This is a genomic window from Cupriavidus respiraculi, assembly GCF_914271545.1.
Taxonomy (GTDB): domain Bacteria; phylum Pseudomonadota; class Gammaproteobacteria; order Burkholderiales; family Burkholderiaceae; genus Cupriavidus; species Cupriavidus respiraculi.
Genome location: NZ_CAJZAH010000002.1, coordinates 1,466,746 through 1,484,444 on the forward strand (window position 1 = coordinate 1,466,746; position 17,699 = coordinate 1,484,444).

The 17,699-nt window shown below is 69.9% G+C and carries 17 protein-coding genes and 1 riboswitch; of the genes, 4 read left to right on the forward strand and 13 right to left on the reverse strand.

Features of this window, described 5'->3' with window-relative positions; genetic code table 11:
* Positions 1–59: 59 nt before the first annotated feature.
* The 3 genes from ttcA to LDO27_RS14525 all read right to left on the reverse strand — a co-directional run bounded on the left by ttcA (position 60) and on the right by LDO27_RS14525 (position 2,512).
* On the reverse strand, positions 60–1,004 hold the full coding sequence (gene ttcA, locus LDO27_RS14515; RefSeq protein ID WP_222203268.1) for a tRNA 2-thiocytidine(32) synthetase TtcA: 945 nt from the start codon (positions 1,002–1,004) through the stop codon (positions 60–62).
* Between the two features lie 206 nt (positions 1,005–1,210).
* A complete protein-coding gene (locus tag LDO27_RS14520) occupies positions 1,211–1,606 on the reverse strand; it encodes a dihydroneopterin aldolase (protein ID WP_222202610.1) in 396 nt (131 codons plus the stop codon).
* 60 nt (positions 1,607–1,666) lie between these two features.
* Complete coding sequence (locus tag LDO27_RS14525) at positions 1,667–2,512, reverse strand: SDR family oxidoreductase (RefSeq protein WP_224042385.1); 846 nt, start codon at positions 2,510–2,512, stop codon at positions 1,667–1,669.
* Positions 2,513–2,527: 15 nt separating this feature from the next.
* On the opposite strand from LDO27_RS14525, the gene LDO27_RS14530 reads away from it, so the two are divergent.
* Both LDO27_RS14530 and LDO27_RS14535 read left to right on the forward strand, forming a co-directional pair.
* Entirely contained in the window at positions 2,528–3,703 is a 1,176-nt protein-coding gene (locus LDO27_RS14530; protein WP_224042386.1) for a class I SAM-dependent methyltransferase, read from the forward strand.
* Positions 3,704–3,722: 19 nt separating this feature from the next.
* Positions 3,723–3,917, forward strand: coding sequence for a DUF2905 domain-containing protein (locus tag LDO27_RS14535; RefSeq protein WP_222202618.1), 195 nt, complete (start codon positions 3,723–3,725; stop codon positions 3,915–3,917).
* Between the two features lie 66 nt (positions 3,918–3,983).
* On the opposite strand, the gene LDO27_RS14540 is transcribed toward LDO27_RS14535, so the two are convergent.
* The 5 genes from LDO27_RS14540 to LDO27_RS14560 all read right to left on the reverse strand — a co-directional run bounded on the left by LDO27_RS14540 (position 3,984) and on the right by LDO27_RS14560 (position 11,522).
* Complete coding sequence (locus LDO27_RS14540) at positions 3,984–6,167, reverse strand: RAD23 family protein (protein ID WP_224042388.1); 2,184 nt, start codon at positions 6,165–6,167, stop codon at positions 3,984–3,986.
* A 175-nt stretch (positions 6,168–6,342) separates the two neighbouring features.
* Entirely contained in the window at positions 6,343–7,593 is a 1,251-nt protein-coding gene (locus LDO27_RS14545) for a multifunctional CCA addition/repair protein (protein WP_224042390.1), read from the reverse strand.
* 8 nt (positions 7,594–7,601) lie between these two features.
* Positions 7,602–8,291: a glutathione S-transferase family protein gene (locus LDO27_RS14550; protein ID WP_224042391.1), complete on the reverse strand. Its 690-nt coding sequence runs from the start codon at positions 8,289–8,291 to the stop codon at positions 7,602–7,604.
* A 188-nt stretch (positions 8,292–8,479) separates the two neighbouring features.
* Positions 8,480–9,502, reverse strand: a complete 1,023-nt coding sequence (locus tag LDO27_RS14555) for a complex I NDUFA9 subunit family protein (protein WP_224042393.1) — start codon at positions 9,500–9,502, stop codon at positions 8,480–8,482.
* Between the two features lie 73 nt (positions 9,503–9,575).
* Positions 9,576–11,522 (reverse strand): lytic transglycosylase domain-containing protein, encoded by a 1,947-nt coding sequence (locus LDO27_RS14560; RefSeq protein WP_224042395.1) that lies wholly within the window; start codon positions 11,520–11,522, stop codon positions 9,576–9,578.
* 109 nt (positions 11,523–11,631) lie between these two features.
* Here LDO27_RS14560 and LDO27_RS14565 point away from each other — a divergent pair, with 109 nt between their 5' ends.
* Positions 11,632–12,267, forward strand: coding sequence for a 5-formyltetrahydrofolate cyclo-ligase (locus LDO27_RS14565; RefSeq protein WP_224042397.1), 636 nt, complete (start codon positions 11,632–11,634; stop codon positions 12,265–12,267).
* A gap of 21 nt (positions 12,268–12,288) precedes the next feature.
* On the opposite strand, the gene LDO27_RS14570 is transcribed toward LDO27_RS14565, so the two are convergent.
* From LDO27_RS14570 to ahcY, 4 genes are all read right to left on the reverse strand, one after another.
* Complete coding sequence (locus LDO27_RS14570; RefSeq protein WP_224042399.1) at positions 12,289–13,044, reverse strand: Mut7-C ubiquitin/RNAse domain-containing protein; 756 nt, start codon at positions 13,042–13,044, stop codon at positions 12,289–12,291.
* Positions 13,045–13,108: 64 nt separating this feature from the next.
* Positions 13,109–13,939, reverse strand: coding sequence for a methylenetetrahydrofolate reductase [NAD(P)H] (gene metF, locus LDO27_RS14575; protein WP_222202634.1), 831 nt, complete (start codon positions 13,937–13,939; stop codon positions 13,109–13,111).
* Between the two features lie 61 nt (positions 13,940–14,000).
* Positions 14,001–14,354, reverse strand: a complete 354-nt coding sequence (locus LDO27_RS14580; RefSeq protein ID WP_222202635.1) for a phage holin family protein — start codon at positions 14,352–14,354, stop codon at positions 14,001–14,003.
* Between the two features lie 207 nt (positions 14,355–14,561).
* Positions 14,562–15,980 (reverse strand): adenosylhomocysteinase, encoded by a 1,419-nt coding sequence (ahcY, locus tag LDO27_RS14585; RefSeq protein ID WP_222202636.1) that lies wholly within the window; start codon positions 15,978–15,980, stop codon positions 14,562–14,564.
* Positions 15,981–16,125: 145 nt separating this feature from the next.
* Positions 16,126–16,260, reverse strand: a riboswitch (S-adenosyl-L-homocysteine riboswitch).
* A 138-nt stretch (positions 16,261–16,398) separates the two neighbouring features.
* Between ahcY and thiD the strand changes: the two genes are divergently transcribed.
* Positions 16,399–17,214 (forward strand): bifunctional hydroxymethylpyrimidine kinase/phosphomethylpyrimidine kinase, encoded by an 816-nt coding sequence (gene thiD / locus LDO27_RS14590; RefSeq protein WP_224042400.1) that lies wholly within the window; start codon positions 16,399–16,401, stop codon positions 17,212–17,214.
* A 25-nt stretch (positions 17,215–17,239) separates the two neighbouring features.
* On the opposite strand, the gene LDO27_RS14595 is transcribed toward thiD, so the two are convergent.
* Positions 17,240–17,698 carry a PaaI family thioesterase gene (locus LDO27_RS14595; protein ID WP_222202641.1) on the reverse strand — a complete coding sequence of 153 codons (459 nt, stop codon included), beginning with the start codon at positions 17,696–17,698 and terminating at the stop codon, positions 17,240–17,242.
* Position 17,699: the final 1 nt, after the last annotated feature.

Below are 17,699 nucleotides of genomic sequence, written 5' to 3' on the forward strand. Positions count from 1 at the left end.
ATGCAGAACGCCCGCGAATGCGGGCGTTTTGCATCGTTCGACAGCGATGGTGCGGCCCGCTATTCCGCGGCCGCCGGCGCGGCGGCGCCCGTCACGCCGGGCTTGTCGAAGCGCACGAATTCCATGCGGTTCTCCGCGCTGCCGCCCGCGAACACCAGCGGCTGCTGCGAGAACGTCGTCTCGCCAAACAGCGAAGCCTCGTCGACCTTGGCCAGCCCCGTGGCCAGGCCGTTGAAATCGAACAGCTCGGTATCGGCCAGGTGCGACGGCACCACGCTGCGCAGCGCGGCGAAGATATTGTCGATGCGTCCCGGGTTCTGGCGCTCCCACTCCAGCAGCATCTCCTTGACCTTCTTGCGCTGCAGGTTCTCCTGCGAGCCGCACAGGTTGCACGGGATGATGGGGAATGCCATCGCGCGCGCATAGGCGGCGATGTCCTTCTCCGAGCAGTAGGCGAGCGGGCGGATCACGATGTGCTGGCCGTCGTCGGTGGCCAGCTTGGGTGGCATGGCCTTCATCTTGCCGCCGAAGAACATGTTGAGGAAGAAGGTCTGGACGATATCGTCGCGATGGTGGCCCAGCGCGATCTTGTTGGCGCCCAGCTCCTTGGCCGTGCGGTAGATCACGCCGCGGCGCAGCCGCGAGCACAGCGAGCAGGTGGTCTTGCCCTCGGGCACCTTCTCCTTGACGATCGAATAGGTGTCGGCCTCGACGATCACGTATTCGACCCCGACCGATTCCAGGTAGGCCGGCAGCACATGCTCCGGAAAGCCCGGCTGCTTCTGGTCCAGGTTCATCGCGATCAGCTTGAACTTGACCGGCGCGCGCTTCTGCAGCGCCATCAGCACCGACAGCATGGTGTACGAGTCCTTGCCGCCCGACAGGCACACGAGCACGGTGTCGCCGTCCTCGATCATCTTGAAGTCGCCGATGGCGCGGCCGGTCTGCGACTGAAGATAGGTCTCGAGCCGGTAGAAATTCTTGGAATGGCTGGTGTCGTTCATGACGGTCATGCTGTTCTTGCCGCGCGTGGTGGGGGTGGGCCCGCGTGCGCCCCGGGGGCGCGCGCGGCTGCCATCGCGGCGTGGCAACGGCATCACAAAAGAGGCGATGCGGCGCGAAAAGGCCGGCGTGGGCGCCGGCAAGCCCGCTATTTTAGCGTGGCAGGCGCAGGTTCACGCGGGCGCGGCCGAGCCCAGGCGCGCCCGCCTCAGGCGCCCTTGATCCGAAACACCTCGACGCCGACCGAATCGCAGTCCGGATAGACGTCGGGCTTTTCCGTCGATACGCGCACGGCGCGCACCTTGGGATGCTGCAGCATGGCGCTCGCCACGTCGTCGCACAGCGTCTCCTGCAGGTGGACATGGCCCTGCGCCATGCGGGCGGCCACGGTGTTGCGCATGAAGTCGTAGTCCACCACTTCGTGCAGCTTGTCGTCGTGCGGGGTGCTTTCCGCCAGCGGCACATACAGGTCGATATTGATCAGCACGCGCTGCTCGCCCTTCTTCTCGAAGTCGTGCACGCCGATATTGATCTGCACTTCGTAGTTGCGCAGGAACATGCGGCGGCAGTCTTGCAGGCTGGGATGGGAAAGGGCGGCAAACATGGTGGAAGCAGGCCGGGGGCCGGAAAGAGAAACGTTGGAATGAGGGGCCGGTCGCGCGGCCTACTCGGTCAGGAACATCACGTCGCGCGCCAGCGGCATCAGGTGCTGGCCGCCGTCGACGTAGAGCGTGGTGCCGGTGACGGCGCGCGCCTCGGCCAGGTAGGCCACGGCCTGCGCGATATCGTCCGGCGTGGAGGACTGGCCGAGCGGCGTCACGCGGTGTGCGCGCTTGAAGCCGTTGCTGGACTGGTCGCCGGACACCATGGTGATGCCCGGCGCCACGCCGACCACGCGCAGCTTGGGCGCCAGCGCCTGGGCCAGCTGCAGCGTCGCGGTCTGCAAGGCGGCCTTGGACAGCGTGTACGACAGGAAGTCGGGATTGAGGTTGTCCAGCTTCTGGTCCAGCAGATTGATCACCACGCCGCGTGCATCCGCGGCCAGCGCCCGGTGCATCTCCCGCGCGAGCAGCAGCGGCGCGGCCACGTTGGTGCGCATGTGCGTATCGAGCGAGGCGTAGGAGAAGCTGGTGGCGACGTCGTACTGGAACAGCGAGGCATTGTTGACCAGGCACGTCGGCACGCCCAGCGCCGCGCTGCACGCGGCGACCAGGCCGCCGGTGGCCGCCTCGTCGGCCAGATCCGCGCGCAGCACAGCGGCGCGGCGGCCCTGCGCGCGGATTTGGCTGGCCAGCGCCTCGGCCTCCTCGACCGAGCGATGGCAATGGATGCCCACGTCCCAGCCGCGCGCGGCCAGCTCCAGCGCGATGGCACGGCCGATGCGGCGAGCGCCGCCGGTGACGAGCGCAATACCGCGCGCGGCGGTCGATGCGCCGGCGTCGGACGAGCGGTCGGCGGCGGCGGAGGCAGTGGCGGCGGAAGGGGCGGCGGAGGCGGCGTTGTCGGGCATTGCTACAATCGCGGGATGCAGAAAGCCGCTAGTCTACCCCTTCCCTCCGCCGAAGCGCTGGCGGCCTCTGCCGCGCTGTCGGCGCGCATCAGCGAGGCCATCGACGCCGCCGATGGCTGGATCGGCTTCGATCGCTACATGGCGCTTGCGCTGTACGCGCCCGGCCTGGGCTATTACAGCGGCGGCGCTGCCAAGTTCGGCCGCGACGTGCGCGATGGCAGCGACTTCATCACCGCCCCCGAACTGTCCCCCTTCTTCGCCCGCACGCTGGCACGCCAGCTGATGCAGTGGCTCGGCCAGGGCCTCGATACCGTGATGGAATTCGGCGCAGGCACCGGCCGCCTCGCGGCCGACCTGCTGCTGGCGCTGGAGGCCGCCGGGCAATTGCCGGCGCGCTACCTGATCGTCGAACTGTCGGGCGAGCTGCGCGCCCGCCAGCAGGCCACGCTGGCCGCGCGCGCGCCGCAACTGGCATCCCGCGTGCAATGGCTCGACGCCCTGCCCGCGCAATTCGCCGGCGTGATCGTCGGCAACGAGGTGCTCGACGCCATGCCGGTGCGGCTGTACGCGCGCCTGGGCGGCCACTGGCACGAGCGCGGCGTCGCACGCCAGGGCCAGGGCTTCGGCTATGTCGACCGCGCGCTGGCCCCGGCCGACGTACCACTCCCGCTGCGCACGCTGCCGGGCGACCAGGATCTGGTCACCGAGACCCATGCCGAGGCCGAGGGCTTCGTCCGCTCGCTCGGCGCCATGCTGACCCGCGGCGCCGCGCTGCTGATCGACTACGGCTTTCCGGCGGCCGAGTATTACCACCCGCAACGCACCGGCGGCACGCTGATGTGCCACTACCGCCATCACGCCCACCCGGACCCCTTCCTCCATCCGGGCCTGCAGGACATCACCGCGCACGTGAACTTCACCGGCATCGCGGAAGCGGCCGTGGACGCCGGGCTCGAAGTCGCCGGCTTCACCTCGCAGGCGCGCCTGCTGATGAATGCCGGCATCGGCGAACTGCTGATGACGCTGGACCCGGCCGACACGGCGCACTTCCTGCCGGCAGCCAACGCGGTGCAGAAGCTCCTCTCCGAGGCCGAGATGGGCGAGCTGTTCAAGGCCATCGCCCTGGTGCGCGGCATGGACGACAGCCTGCCGCTCGGCTTTGCCGCGGGCGACCGCAGCCACACCCTGTAGCCGCACTGGACACCCGCCGATGTTGCGCTGGACGCTGACCATCTTCCTCTCCGTGATCATCCTGTCGTCCGCGCTGCCGTGGCTGCAGAAGATCGGTCTCGGTCGCCTGCCCGGCGACGTGCGCTTCCGGCTGTTCGGGCGCGAATTCGTGCTCCCTTTCGCCTCGACGGTGCTGCTGTCGCTGATGGTGCTGGTGGTCGGACGGCTGCTGTAGGCAGCGGCGGCGCGCAAAAGCCGGCGGCGGAGCGCGCAAGAGCGGGGCGACGCCCGCTGCATCCCCTTATGCGAGCCTTGCCCGCTTGCCATCGCCACCGCGGTGGCCGTCTTCGTCGTCCTCTGCGTCCACCGGACGGTCGCAATGCGGCACGCCCTCCAGCAGTCCGCGCAGATCGCGCCGGCCATGCGCGCCGAGCGTGTCCTTCAGCCGCGCCAGCAGTTCCTGCATCGCCGGCAGCATCGGGGCGCGATGGCGGGCGGGAACCGCCCCGCCCGCCACCACCAGGCCGATCCAGAGGCCGCGCGCGAGATCGGCGGAGCATCTGGCGTAGTGCGCTCCCCAGTTGGCGAGCACGGCCAGCGGCCCGGCCCGCATCCAGGCGGGCACCGCTTCAAGGCAATCCACCAGCCAGAGCGCGGCATGGACATCGTCCACGGCCGAGGCGGCCGCCTGCAGCCATTGCAGGCGCTGCGCCGACGGCCAGCGCGCCAGCATCGCGCCCATGCCGCGCGCGCTGCCGGGGTCGTGCGCGGCGAGGTGGACGGCCGCGCCGGCACGCGCCAGCGCAAGGCCCGGCGCCACCTGGAGCGGGAGCGGCAGCGCGGCGATCGCGCGCAGCATGTCGTTGCAGGCGACGGTGCGACGCCCGGGATACGGCAGCAGGCGCAGCCTGAATGCCAGCGCCGCCAGCGCTTCGGCGCGCTGCCCATCGGACAGCGAGGGATACGTGCGCAGGTGCGAGCCCCACAGTCCTTCGGCCGCGACGGCATCCGACATGAACTCCACCAGCAGCAGCGCCTGTTCCCGAGGCGCCAGCGTTTGTGCACAGGCCCCGAGGGCGGTCCAGCGATCGTCGTCATTGGCAGACTGGCGTGCCACCAGCACCGTCGCCAGCATCTGCAGCAGTCGGGCGCGGGCGAGCGATGGCAGCGCCGGCGCCCGTTGCAGCAGGGATGCCCAGCGCGCGTTGCAGGCGTCGTCGGCGGGCACCGCGCGCAGCGAGCGCGCCAGCCCCCGCAGCGGCGCCGCCTGGCAGGCCGGGGGCAGACCCTCGATGCCCGTCAACACGCGCGTCCACCGTTCCTCGCGGATGGTCTCCGCGCTGGCGTGGCGCGCCAGCTTGGCCAGCCAGGTCGCGGCCTGCTCGGGGCTGCGCGTCCTGGCCCCGCCGCTGTTCCACAGACGATCCCAGCACGTGTCGCCGGCCGCGGCGTGCCGGCCCAGTTCCCCCGCCAGTTGGGCCAGCACGAGGGTTTCCCCCTCCACCGGCAGGCGCTCGGCGGCCTCCAGCACCGCCAGCCAGCGAGGCAGCGTCTGATCGCCGCTTTCGCCGCCCTCGCCGCCCTCGCCGCCCTCGCCGCCCTGGCCGCTGACGCCGACAGCGCGCTGCATCAGCCGGCCGAAGTGCGCCGCCAGGGCGCACAGCACGGGCACGCGCTCGGCGCTGGGCAAGGCGGCCACGATGGACAGCAGGCGGGCATCCGTTTCGGCCGGCGCGGGCCCATCGAACACGGACCGGCTTGCCACCAGCGACGCGAGCAGCCCGCCGCGCCCGCGTTCGGGCAGGACGAGCGTGTGCTCGGTCCAAGCCACGGCCGCCACCGGATCGAGTTCGCCCACCGGCATCAGGTCCAGATACACGCCAAGGGGCCCGGTCTGCAGCGCGGGCGGCAACGCCCTGATGGCGTCGGCGATGCGGTCCCGCAAGCCGTCCCACGCGTCCAGTGTCCCGTTCAGCGACATGCCCTGCATCAGCCGGATCAAGGGCTCGGCGCGCAGCGTCAACGGCAGGCGCCCGATGCCGGCAAGAAGGAGCGCCGCGGCCGCTGCGCGTGGCTGCACCGACGGCAGCCGCGCCGCGAGCTGCTCGAGGCTGTGGGCGCGCTGCTCGTCCGACAGCAGCGGGTGCGCGACATCCCGCATGGCATCGCGCAGCGTCGACAAGGTCGTCGCCCGCGCGATCCTTTCGACGAGCCGGCTACGCCGGACTTCGCGCGACACGTGCTCGTGCATCTGCCGGCCGGCGCGCACGAGCGCGTGCCGCGCATCGGGCGGCAGGTAGCCGACGATGTGGGCCAGCACTTCGGTGGGCAGCGCGTCGAGGCTGAGAACCGGCGAAGGCGCCGGAGCGGTTTCGGGCACCGCGTCGGCAGGCGTTCCCGCGGGCGCGCCCGACACCGGGTCAGGCATGGAAGGCGTGGGCTGCGGGGTGCTGGCGCCGCGTGGCGCAGGGGCGATGGCGAACATGGGCGGGTCTCCGGCGGAAGAGGATGCGCCAAAGGCCAGGTCCATGGTCGGAATCCACAGCCGGTGCGGCGCAAGGCGTGGCACCGGGCGTGTCACGTCGTGCGCAGTGTCCCGGCCAAGGAAATCGCTGCTTTAGGTTTGCGGCGCCGGTTTTGCCGATCGGCCGCACGGGCCGCTAGCCGCCGCCGGAGCCGGTCGCCAGCAGCGCCTCGACCGCCGCCACCCGCGCGGCATGCACGCGCTCGCGGATGCGCTCCGGCTGGTCCGCGCATGCGCGGGCGATGGCGCCCGCATCGATACCCGCGGCCGCCTCGCGGGCGGCGAGCAGGCGCGCGGCCTGCGGATAGTCGCGCTGCTCGAAGCCCAGGCGCCCGCGCGCATCGGCCTCGCACGCCTGCAGCGCCTCGCGGAAGCGGTCCGGCTTGCGCAGCGCATCGCAGCGCTCCAGCAGCCGCGTCAGCGCCGCTGCGCCGAATTCGCCGCAGCGGTGGATATTGCCGTGCTCGCGCGCCACCACTACCGCGAGATCGCGGCAGTCGTTGGGCACGCGCAGGCGCCTGCACACCTCCTCCAGCAACTGCACGCTGCGCTGCTCGTGGCCGATATGGCGCGGCAGCACGTCGGCGGGCGTGGTGCCTTTGCCCAGGTCGTGCACCAGCGCCGCGAAGCGCACGGTCAGCGGCCAGCCCATCGCGGCGGCGGTGTCGAGCACCATCATCACGTGCACGCCGGTGTCCACTTCGGGGTGGTATTCGGCGCGCTGCGGCACGCCCCACAGCCGGTCCAGCTCGGGCATCAGCCGCGCCAGCGCGCCGCATTCGCGCAAGACCTCGAACATGCGCGACGGCCGTGCCTCCATCAGGCCGCGGGCCAGTTCCTGCCACACGCGCTCGGGCACCAGCGCGTCGACCTCGCCGGCCTGCACCATGCCGCGCATCAGCGCCATGGTGTCCGGCGCCACGCCGAAATCGTGAAAGCGCGCCGCAAAGCGCGCCAGGCGCAGGATGCGCACCGGGTCCTCGGCAAAGGCTTCGGAGACATGGCGGAACACCCGCGCGGCCAGGTCGCGCTGGCCGCCGTGCGGATCGATGACGGGACCGGTGAGCGCGCCATCGTCGTCCAACGCCTGCGCCATCGCATTGATGGTCAGGTCGCGGCGCACCAGGTCGTCTTCCAGCGTGACGTCGGGCGAGCAGTAGAAGGAAAAGCCCTTGTAGCCTGCCGCGGTCTTGCGCTCGGTGCGCGCCAGCGCGTATTCCTCGCGGGTGCGCGGATGCAGGAAGACCGGGAAGTCCTTGCCCACCGGCATGTAGCCGGCCGCCTCCATCTGCGCCGGCGTGGCGCCGACCACCACGTAGTCGCGATCCTGGCTCGGCTTGCCGAGCAGCTGGTCGCGGATGGCGCCGCCGACGGCGTAGATGCGCATGGCCATGCTCAGCGCACGGTCCCCGACGCGGCGTCCCAGTCCGGCGCCGTGCGGTACGGCTCGTCGGCCGCCACGAAGTCGCGCTCGGCGCGCGCGGCCTCCACCCACTGCTGCATGGACGGCAGCGACAGGATGAAGTCCGCATAGGGCTTGGCGGCGTCCGGCAGGTGCACCCCGTAGGTGGCGAAGCGGCTGACCACCGGCGCGTAGAAGGCATCCGCGATCGAGAACTGGCCGAACAGGAAGGGGCCGCCCGCGCCGTGGCGCTCGCGCGCATCGGTCCAGATGCGTGCTACGCGGTCCACGTCGCGCTGCACCGCGACGTTCCAGCCCATGCCGGGCAGCACGGCCGTGACATTCATCGGCATCTGGCTGCGCAGGTCGCCGAAGCCGGAATGCATCTCCGCGCAGATGGCGCGGGCATAAGCGCGCGCCGCGCGGTCGGCCGGCCACAGCTGGCGCTCGGGAAAGCGTTCGGCGACGTATTCGCAGATGGCCAGGGAATCCCACACCGTCACGTCGCCGTCCACCAGCACCGGCACCTTGCCGGCTGGCGAGTAGCGCGCGATCTCCGCGGCGAAGCCCTCATGGAACAGGCGGACGTTGATCTCCTCGAACGGGATGCCGGCCTGGGTGAGCAGCAGCCACGGCCGCAGCGACCAGGAGGAGTAATTCTTGTTGCCGATCACTAGCTTCATCGCGGATTCCTTGGGAGGCGGGGCCTGGCACAGGCCGGTTCACGGCACCGTCCGGCCTCTGGGCGGGCCGGACGTAACGTGCCTGGGAAGCCGCTCATTGTAGCCAGCGGCGCACGGCGGTCCAAACGAATTGGACTGGCAAGCCATGTGAATCCGCATCACATGGGCGGCGCCGGAGAGACTACGAATCAGCGATGCACGCTGCCTCGCAGCGTGCGCATGCGCGCCTCGCGCGCGCCGGTGCCGAAGGCGTCCGTCATCACCGCTTCGACGCTGGCCGGGTGGATGCCCAGCTCCGGGGCGATGGGGCCGTCCAGCACGGCATCGACGCGCATCGAATCGAGATTGTCCCGCGTCAGCAGCGGCGCGCCGGGCAGATGCTCCAGCACCGCGGCCTGGAAGCGTCCCATGCCCTCGGGCAGGGCGACCACCGGGCGCGGATGGCCCGAGGCGCGGCCGGCGAAGCGGACCAGTTCCTCGAGGGTGTACACCTGCGGGCCGCCCAGATCGTAGGCGCGCCCGATGGTGGCCGGCGTGGCCATCGCGTTGACGAAGGCCTGCGCCACGTCCTGCACGAAGATCGGCTGGAAACGCGCATGGGCGCTGGCCAGCGGCACCATCGGCGCCAGCTGCTGCATCTGCGCGAACATTTTCAGGAAGTGGTCGTCCGGGCCGAACACCACCGATGGGCGGAAGATGGTCCAGTCCAGGCCGCTGTCGCGCACCACGCGTTCGCCGTCGCCCTTGCTGCGCAGATACATCGACGGGCCGGCGCTGTCCGCGCCGAGCGCGCTCATATGCAGCAGGCGCCGGACGCCCGTGCGCCGCATGGAGGCGACGAGACGGGTGGGCAGGTCGACATGGGCGGCGGCAAAGGCGGCGCCATAAGGGTTGGCGCGCTCGCCGTGGAGCACGCCGACGAGATTGACCACGATGCCTTCCAGGCCGAGTTGGCCGATGGCCGCATCGAGCGCGGCGTCGTCGGCCGTATCGAGCACCAGCACCTCCACGCGCGGCAGGGCCAGCATGTCGCGCGCGTGGTCTTCGTTGCGGGTGGCCACGATGATCCGTTGCGGATCGAGGGGTGGCTCGGTGATGGTGCCCGGTTCCAGCGGCGGCGCCGAGGCGCCAGCCACGGCGGCGAGCTTGGCGACGATATGGCTGCCGATGAAGCCGGCGCCGCCGATCAACAGCACGTTGCTGGTATGCATGACTACCTCCGGACGAAGCTGTGCCAACGCTGTCGCCGCGCAGGCGCCGCCGCGCGGGCGGCGCTCCCTTCCGTTACGGCAGGCTGGTGGTGGTCACCTGCGACGGCGCCACCGTACCGAGCCGTGCCTTCAGCGACTGCGGATGACCGTTGATCAGAGCAGCATAGTACGTAGCGTTCGAAAGCACATTCTTGACGTAGTTCCGCGTCTCCGTAAACGGGATGGTCTCCGCGAAGATCGCGCCCTCCACCGGCCGCGACAGCGTCGAGCGCCAGCTCTTGGGACGGCCCGGCCCGGCGTTGTAGGCCGCCGAGGCCAGCGTCTGCGAGCTCTCCAGGTCGGTCAGCACCATGTTCATGTAGCTGGTGCCGAGCTGGATGTTGACCTGCGGGTCGCTCATCATCGACGGCGAGAAGTCGGTCATGCCGATCTTGCGGGCGACGAACTTCGCGGTGGCGGGCATCACCTGCATCAGCCCCTGCGCGCCGGCGGACGAGCGGGCGTTCATGATGAAGCGCGACTCCTGGCGGATCAGGCCGTAGGTCCAGGCCATGTCCAGGCCCTGCTCATCGGTGGCGCGCTGCATCAGGTCGCGGTACGGCATCAGGAAGCGCAGCGCGAAGTCGTGCTCGACGCGGGTGCGGTCCGCCGAGTTGACGGCGCGGTCCAGCAGTTCGGTGCGGCGCGCGAATTCGGCGGCGGCCAGCAGCTCGCGGTCGCTCATGCCGCGCAGCGTCCAGTTCCATTCGCGGTTGCCCTCGAAGCGCAGGTTCATGTCGTAGAACTTGCGCGCGCGCTGGAAGCCGGCGCGGGTGCGCATGGCGTTCGCCTCGGCATCGCTGACGACGGTGCGCGCCGGCAGCGTGATGCGGTTGCCCAGTTCCTCGGTGGCCAGCTGCCCGTAGAAATTGAACTGCGTCGCGATGGACTCGAACTGCTGCTGCGCCTCCTTGTCGCGGCCGTCGGCCTTGAGCGCGCGGCCCAGCCAGTAGGTCCAGGCCGCATCCTTGGCGCGCAGCTCCGGCGGCATCGCCTCGACCGCCTGCTGGATCGACTTCCAGTCGCCCTGGCGCAGCAGCGCGCGCACGCGCCACTCCTGGGTCTCGGTCGAGAGCCAGTTGTTGCCGCCCAGTTCGAGCTGGCGGCGGAAGTAGCCGGCCGCATCGGGCAACAGCTTCTTGGCGGCGTACTGGCCGACCACGCCCCACGCCGCGCCCTGCTCCTCGCGCGGCAGCACCGAGCCGCTGGCGTTCAGGTAGGCGGCGGCCTGCGACGGGTCGCTGCGGGCCATCTTGACGACGGTGGCCAGCATGTCGCCGTCGGCGCGCATGTCGGGCGCCGTGGCGGCGATGCGGCCGGCCACGGTCGACAGGTTCTGCTCCAGCGCCAGCCGTGCCTGGAAGGCGACGTCGCCGCGCGTGATCTGGCGGCTTTGCACCAGATAGCCGATCAGGTCGATGCAGCCCTCGCCGTAGTACTTCGGATCGACCAGCGTGGCGCGCGCGTCGGCCGCCACGTTCTCGCCCTTGAGCGCGCGCGACAGCAGCGCGTAGCAGGCCACCTGCGTGTCGTCCTTCAGCGCGAAGCGCGGATATTCGGCGTCGAACTGGGCCCAGTCGCGGCGCTTGCCCAGCACCAGCAGCCAGTCGTTGCGCATGCGGTCGGCGATGGCCTCGCCGTCGTAGCGGCGCAGGAACGCCCGCACCTGGTCGTCCGGCGCATCGACGCGGGCGAGGCCGCTGGCGTCGAACAACTGCGGCTTGATGCGGAAATACTCGACGTAGGAGGGAATGGGGTAGTCGACCAGCGTGGCGGAGATGGCGTAGGCGCGCTCCACGTCGTTGCGGCGCGCCGCCTCGCGCAGCGCGAGGAAGGCATCGTCGGGCGAGCTGGGGATGACGGTCGCCTGGGACTGGACCTTGATTGCTTTCTGCGCGTGGGCCGGCGTGGCGAGCCACGCGCAGGCCAGCGTAGTCAATGCGATCTGCGCTGCACGCTGCAGATATACTCCCTTGGGCATGTACTGTTCCTTGTTGTCGCGCCTCGGCCTGGACCGGCTCGATGTGCCCGCCGCTACGCTTGATAACCAATATGTCGCGGCCATTATCCCACGCACGTGATACGTGAAAATGCCGCAATTCACCGATATTCCGGGCCCTATTCCGGCCGACGGCAACGCCGGCCCCGGCGGCACCGCGCCAGCGCCGGACCCCGAGGCACGCCACGCGCTGCGCAAGGCGCTGCTCGCGCGCCGCGCCACGCTGCCCGGCCGCGCCGAGGCCGATGCCCGCCTCGAGGCGGCGCTGGCCGAACTGCTGGACCGCCTGACCATCCATTGCCTGGGCTTCTACTGGCCGATCCAGCAGGAGTTCGATGCGCGCGCCGCGATGACGCGCTGGCTGGCCGCGTCGCCACTGCGCAGCGCCGCGCTGCCCTCGGTCAGCCGCCCCGGCGCGCCGCTGGACTTCCACCGCTGGGAGCCCGGCGCGCCGATGCGCGAAGGCCGCTACGGCATCCCGGTTCCGGCCGATGCCGCGGCAGCCACGCCCGATGCCCTGCTGATTCCCTGTGTCGGTTTCAGCGCCGGGAAGTTCCGCCTGGGTTACGGCGGCGGCTTCTATGACCGCACGCTGGCCGCGCTGGCCCAGGGCCCGGCGCGGCCGCTGGCGATCGGCATCGGCTACGAAGCCTGCCGCGTGGCGCTTGCCGCCGAGCCGCACGATGTGCCGATGGACTGGATGGTGACCGAGGCCGGCGCGTTCTGAAGACGGCGCCCGACGCGGACCTCAGTCCGCACCGCCACGCGGTCCGGTCAATGCATCGACCAGCGCCCGCATGCGGCGCCAGTGCGAGCCCTCCCAAAAGACGCGCTCGCACACATCGCAGGTGGAAAAGCGCTCGTGCCGCTCGCGCACGGCGGGCGGCAGCCGCGCCAGCACCGCGTCCTTGCCGATCGCGCGCAGCGGCGCATTGCAGTCCAGGCACAGCGTGAAGGGCCGCGCCTGGCGGTGCAGGTCGAGCCGGTCGAAGATCTCGAACAGCTGCCGCTGGGGCTTGAGCGCCCGCACATAGCAACCGTGCGTGATGCCGCCCCGCTTGAGCAGCTCGCGGTCCCGCGTCAGCACCACGCGGCCCTCGCGCGCGGCGATGCGCTCGATCTCGCTGTCTTCGTAGTGGTTGTCGTACAGGGTGTCGTAGCCGGTCATCCGCAGCACGTGGGCCAGGCCGCCCAGATGCGCGTCGGCGACGAAGCGCGTGACGCGCAGCGGGGCCTCGCGCACGCGCAGCAACGGCGTGATGTCCAGCGCTTCGAACTTGGGATAGACCGAGACGCGGTCGCCGTCGGCTAGCAGGCGGCCGAAACCGGTCGATTCGCCGTTGACGAGAATCAGCTCGACCTCGGTGTGCGGCACGCCCAGCGCCTCGATCATGTGCTTGACCGTGGCGGCGCGGGCGCAGGGGCAGGTGCAATCCCTGCCGCGCATGGCGGGCGCGAGAAAGTCGTTCAGTTCCTGATAGAAACGAAACGTCGCGGTGACCATGGCCCGCAGTATGACACCGCGAAGCCATGGCACCAAACGGCGCCCAAGGACGCCGGCCCGCCGCTTACAGCTTCAGCCGCTGCCAGATCGCCTTGGTCGCGCCGGCTGCGTTGAGCGTGTAGAAATGCAGGCCCGGCACGCCGGCCGACAGCAGCCGCTCGCACAGCGCGGTGACCACGTCCAGCCCGAACGCGCGGATCGATTCGCGGTCATCGCCGAAGCCCTCCAGGCGCTTGGCCACCCAGCGCGGCACCTCGGCGCCGCACATCTCGGAGAAGCGCATCAGCTGCGAATAGTTCGTGATGGGCATGATGCCCGGCACGATCGGCACCTCGACGCCCAGCGCGCGCGCATCGTCGACGAAGCGGAAATACGCATCGGGATTGAAGAAGTACTGCGTGATCGCGGAGTCGGCGCCGGCGTTGACCTTGCGCACGAAGTTCTCCAGATCGTGGCGCGGCGACTTCGCCTGCGGGTGGTATTCCGGGTAGGCCGCCACCTCGATATGGAACCAGTCGCCCGTTTCGGCGCGGATGAATTCGACGAGCTCGTTGGCGTAGCGGAATTCGCCGATCTCGCCCATGCCGGACGGCATGTCGCCGCGCAGCGCGACGATATGGCGGATGCCGTTGTCCTTGTAGGTGGCGAGGATCTGGCGGATGCCCTCGCGCGTGGAACCCACGCACGACAGGTGCGGCGCCGCCTCGATGCCCTCGCGCTGGATTTCCAGCACGGTGTCGAGGGTGCCCTGTTGCGTGGTGCCGCCCGCGCCGAACGTCACGGAGATGTACTTGGGACGCAGCGTAGCGAGCTGCGCGCGCGTGTTGCGCAGCTTTTCGGTGCCCTCGGCGGTCTTGGGCGGGAAAAACTCGAAGCTGAAATAGCGCTCTTGCATGATGAAGGCGCCGCCTCGCGGCGGCGCTTGGATAGTGGCCACGACGGGCCGGCGAACCGCCTCAGGCGGCGGAGCGCTCGCCCAGCAGCAGGCTGGACAGGAGCCAGGAAATCACGCTGTACAGGATGGAGCCGAGCAGCGCCGCCCAGAAGCCGTCCACCGTGAAGCCCGCCAGCAGGTTGCCGACGAACAGGAACAGCAGGGCGTTGATCACGAAGATAAACAGGCCCAGCGTCAGCAGCGTGACGGGCAGCGTCAGGATGACAAGGATAGGCCGGATCAGCGTATTGACCAGTCCCAGCACCAGCGCCGCGATCATCGCCGCGCCGAAGCTCCTGATCTGGATCGACGAGACGATATAGGGCAGCACGAACAGCGATACGGCGTTGATGACCCAGACGATCAGCAGTCTCATGAGGGCTCCTTGGTGGTGTCTTCAAACAGGTGGCACTGGCTGGCGGTCACCCTCACCCCCGGCCCCTGTCCCGCGCGGGAGAGGGGAGCAAACCACCGGTGTTGGCAACGCCTGCGGTGTTCTCCCCTCTCCCGCCAGCGCGAGAGGGGCGGGGGTGAGGGTGACCGCCCGCAGGAGCCAACGACGCCAGCCCCCGCGAGCAACAAATCAATACCGGTAATGATCCGCCTTGTACGGACCTTCCTTCTTCACCCCGATATACGCGGCCTGCTCGTCGGTCAGCTCGGTCAGCTGCGCGTTCAGCTTCTTCAGCTGCAGGCGCGCGACCTTCTCGTCCAGGTGCTTGGGCAGCACGTAGACGCCGACCGGATACTTGCCGCTATCGCGTTCCTGCCACAGCTCGATCTGGGCGATGGTCTGGTTGGCGAACGAGCTGCTCATCACGTAAGACGGGTGGCCGGTGGCGCAGCCCAGGTTCACCAGGCGGCCCTTGGCCAGCAGGATGATCTTCTTGCCGTCGGGGAAGATCACGTGGTCGACCTGCGGCTTGATCTCGTCCCACTGGTACTTCTCGAGCGAGGCGATATCGATCTCGTTGTCGAAGTGGCCGATATTGCAGACGATGGCCTGGTCCTTCATCCTGGCCATGTGGTCGTGCGTGATCACATGGTAGTTGCCGGTGCAGGTCACGAAGATGTCGGCCTTGTCGGCCGCATAGTCCATCGTCACCACGCGGTAGCCTTCCATCGCCGCCTGCAGCGCGCAGATCGGATCCACTTCGGTGACCCACACCTGCGCCGACAGCGCGCGCAGGGCCTGGGCGCTGCCCTTGCCCACGTCGCCGTAGCCGCAGACCAGCGCGACCTTGCCGGCGATCATCACGTCGGTGGCGCGCTTGATGCCGTCCACCAGCGATTCGCGGCAGCCGTACAGGTTGTCGAACTTGCTCTTTGTCACCGAGTCGTTGACGTTGATGGCCGGGAAGCGCAGCTCGCCGCGCTGGGCCATCTGGTACAGGCGGTGCACGCCCGTGGTGGTTTCCTCGGTCACGCCCCGGATCGCTTCGAGGTTGCGGCTGTACCAGGTCTTGTCCTTGGCCAGCTTTTCCTTGATGGCCGCGAACAGGAACGTCTCTTCCTCGCTGGTCGGGTTGCCGATCACCGAGATGTCCTTCTCGGCGCGGGCGCCCAGGTGCAGCAGCAGCGTCGCGTCGCCGCCGTCGTCCAGGATCATGTTGGGCGTGCCGCCGTCGGCCCAGTCGAAGATGCGGTGCGTGAAGTCCCAGTATTCCTTCAGCGATTCGCCCTTGAAGGCGAACACCGGCGTGCCGCTGGCGGCGATCGCCGCGGCGGCGTGGTCCTGGGTCGAGAAGATGTTGCACGAGGCCCAGCGCACGTCGGCGCCGAGCGCCTTGAGCGTCTCGATCAGCACGGCGGTCTGGATCGTCATATGGAGCGAGCCGGCAATGCGGGCGCCCTTGAGCGGCTGGGTCGCGGCGAATTCGTCGCGGATGGCCATCAGGCCGGGCATTTCGGTTTCCGCGATGGCGATTTCCTTGCGGCCCCAGGCGGCGAGGCCGATGTCGGCCACGAGGAAGTCGTTCTTGATGTCTGTCACTGCGTTCATGAGTCACTCCGGTGAAGAGTGGGCGCAGATGACGGGTCGGGAGGACGCGCACTTCGCGGCCAGGCGCCTGGATCGGATGCGGGGCATCGATGCAGGGACAAGGCGCGACGCGGACAGGGGTCGACTCGCCACCGTGCGAACCACGGATCAGCGAGCGCCGTTGAAACAGTCCGAGCCTGGCGGATGGCACAATGCAGCCCTTGCGGCTGTCGGCGTGCGGCCCTTGCTGTCGAAGGACCCGCCGGCACTGCGCCCAACCGTTGCAACGCTCCTCGGAGTGGCGGTATTGTACCCGCCCCGCGAGCAGACTCAACAGCGCGCGACGATTTGTTTTACCCGCCATTTCCCCGGATCGGTCCCTGGATCGCCCCGGGAATCACCGCATACGACCGCCCCTTGCCGGCATCCCGCTCCTGACATGACCGCCACTCCACCTCGCACGCTCACCATCGCCGGCTCGGACTCGGGAGGAGGCGCCGGCATCCAGGCCGACCTGAAGACTTTCGCCGCGCTGGGCTGCTTCGGCATGAGCGCGATCACCGCGATCACCGCGCAGAACACGCTCGGGGTGACCGGCGTGCATGCCATTCCGGCCGACATGGTGGCAGCGCAGATCGACGCGGTGGCCGGCGACATCGGCGTGGATGCCGCCAAGACGGGCATGCTCGGCACGGCCGCCATCGTGCAGGCGGTGGCCGACGCGGTGGACCGGCACGGCCTGCGCAAGCTCGTGGTGGACCCGGTGATGGTGGCCACCTCCGGCGCCACGCTGTCGGACGACGCCACCGCGCGCGCCATGGTCGAGCAGCTGTTTCCGCGCGCGATCCTCGTCACGCCCAACCTGCCCGAGGCGTCCTATCTGCTGGGGCGGCCCATCACGCGCCGCGCCGAGATGGCCGACGCCGCGCGGGCGCTGATCGCGCTGGGTTGCCCGGCCGTGCTGCTCAAGGGCGGGCATCTGGAAGAAGCGGCGCTGGAAGACCTGCTGATGCTGCGCGACGGCCGCACGCGCATCTTCACGCATCCGCGCATCGATACGCGCAACCTGCACGGCACCGGCTGCACGCTGGCGGCCGCCACCGCGGCGGGTCTGGCGCGCGGCCAGGCGCTGGAAGACGCGGTCGAAGGGGCGCTGGACTATGTGGCCAGGGCTATCGCCGCCGGCGCGGGGCTGCGGCTTGGCGCCGGCAACGGCCCCCTGAACCACGCCCACGCCCCACGCACGCTGGGCTGAGATTCCGGCCGCGGGCCGGCCCGACTCAGTTGCCGCCGGCCGACAGCGGCACCAGCTTGAACGCCGCGCGCGCCACGCAGACCACGGTGCCGCTGGCGTCCTTCACTTCGGCCTCGCAGAAGGCGATGCGCGCGCCGCGGCGCAGGCAGCGCGACTCCAGCGTCAGCTCGCCGCGCGCGGCGGCCAGGAAATGCGTGGACATGTCGATGGTGATCACGCCCGTTTCCAGCGGCGCATGCGAGCGCGCCGCGCCGCTGAGCGTGAAGTCCAGCGTGGCCATCAGCGTGCCGCCGTGCACATCGCCGCGGCTGTTGACCAGCGCGGGATTGGCCGGCAGCCGCGTGCGGCACAGGCCCTCCTCCATATGCACCGGCTGCAGGCCGAGATGGCGCATCAGCGGCACGTCGATGCCGAAATAGGGCCGCTCGGGGGTGCCCGGCGCGGCCGGGACGATCTCGGGTTGAAACTGCGCGCTGCTGTCCAAA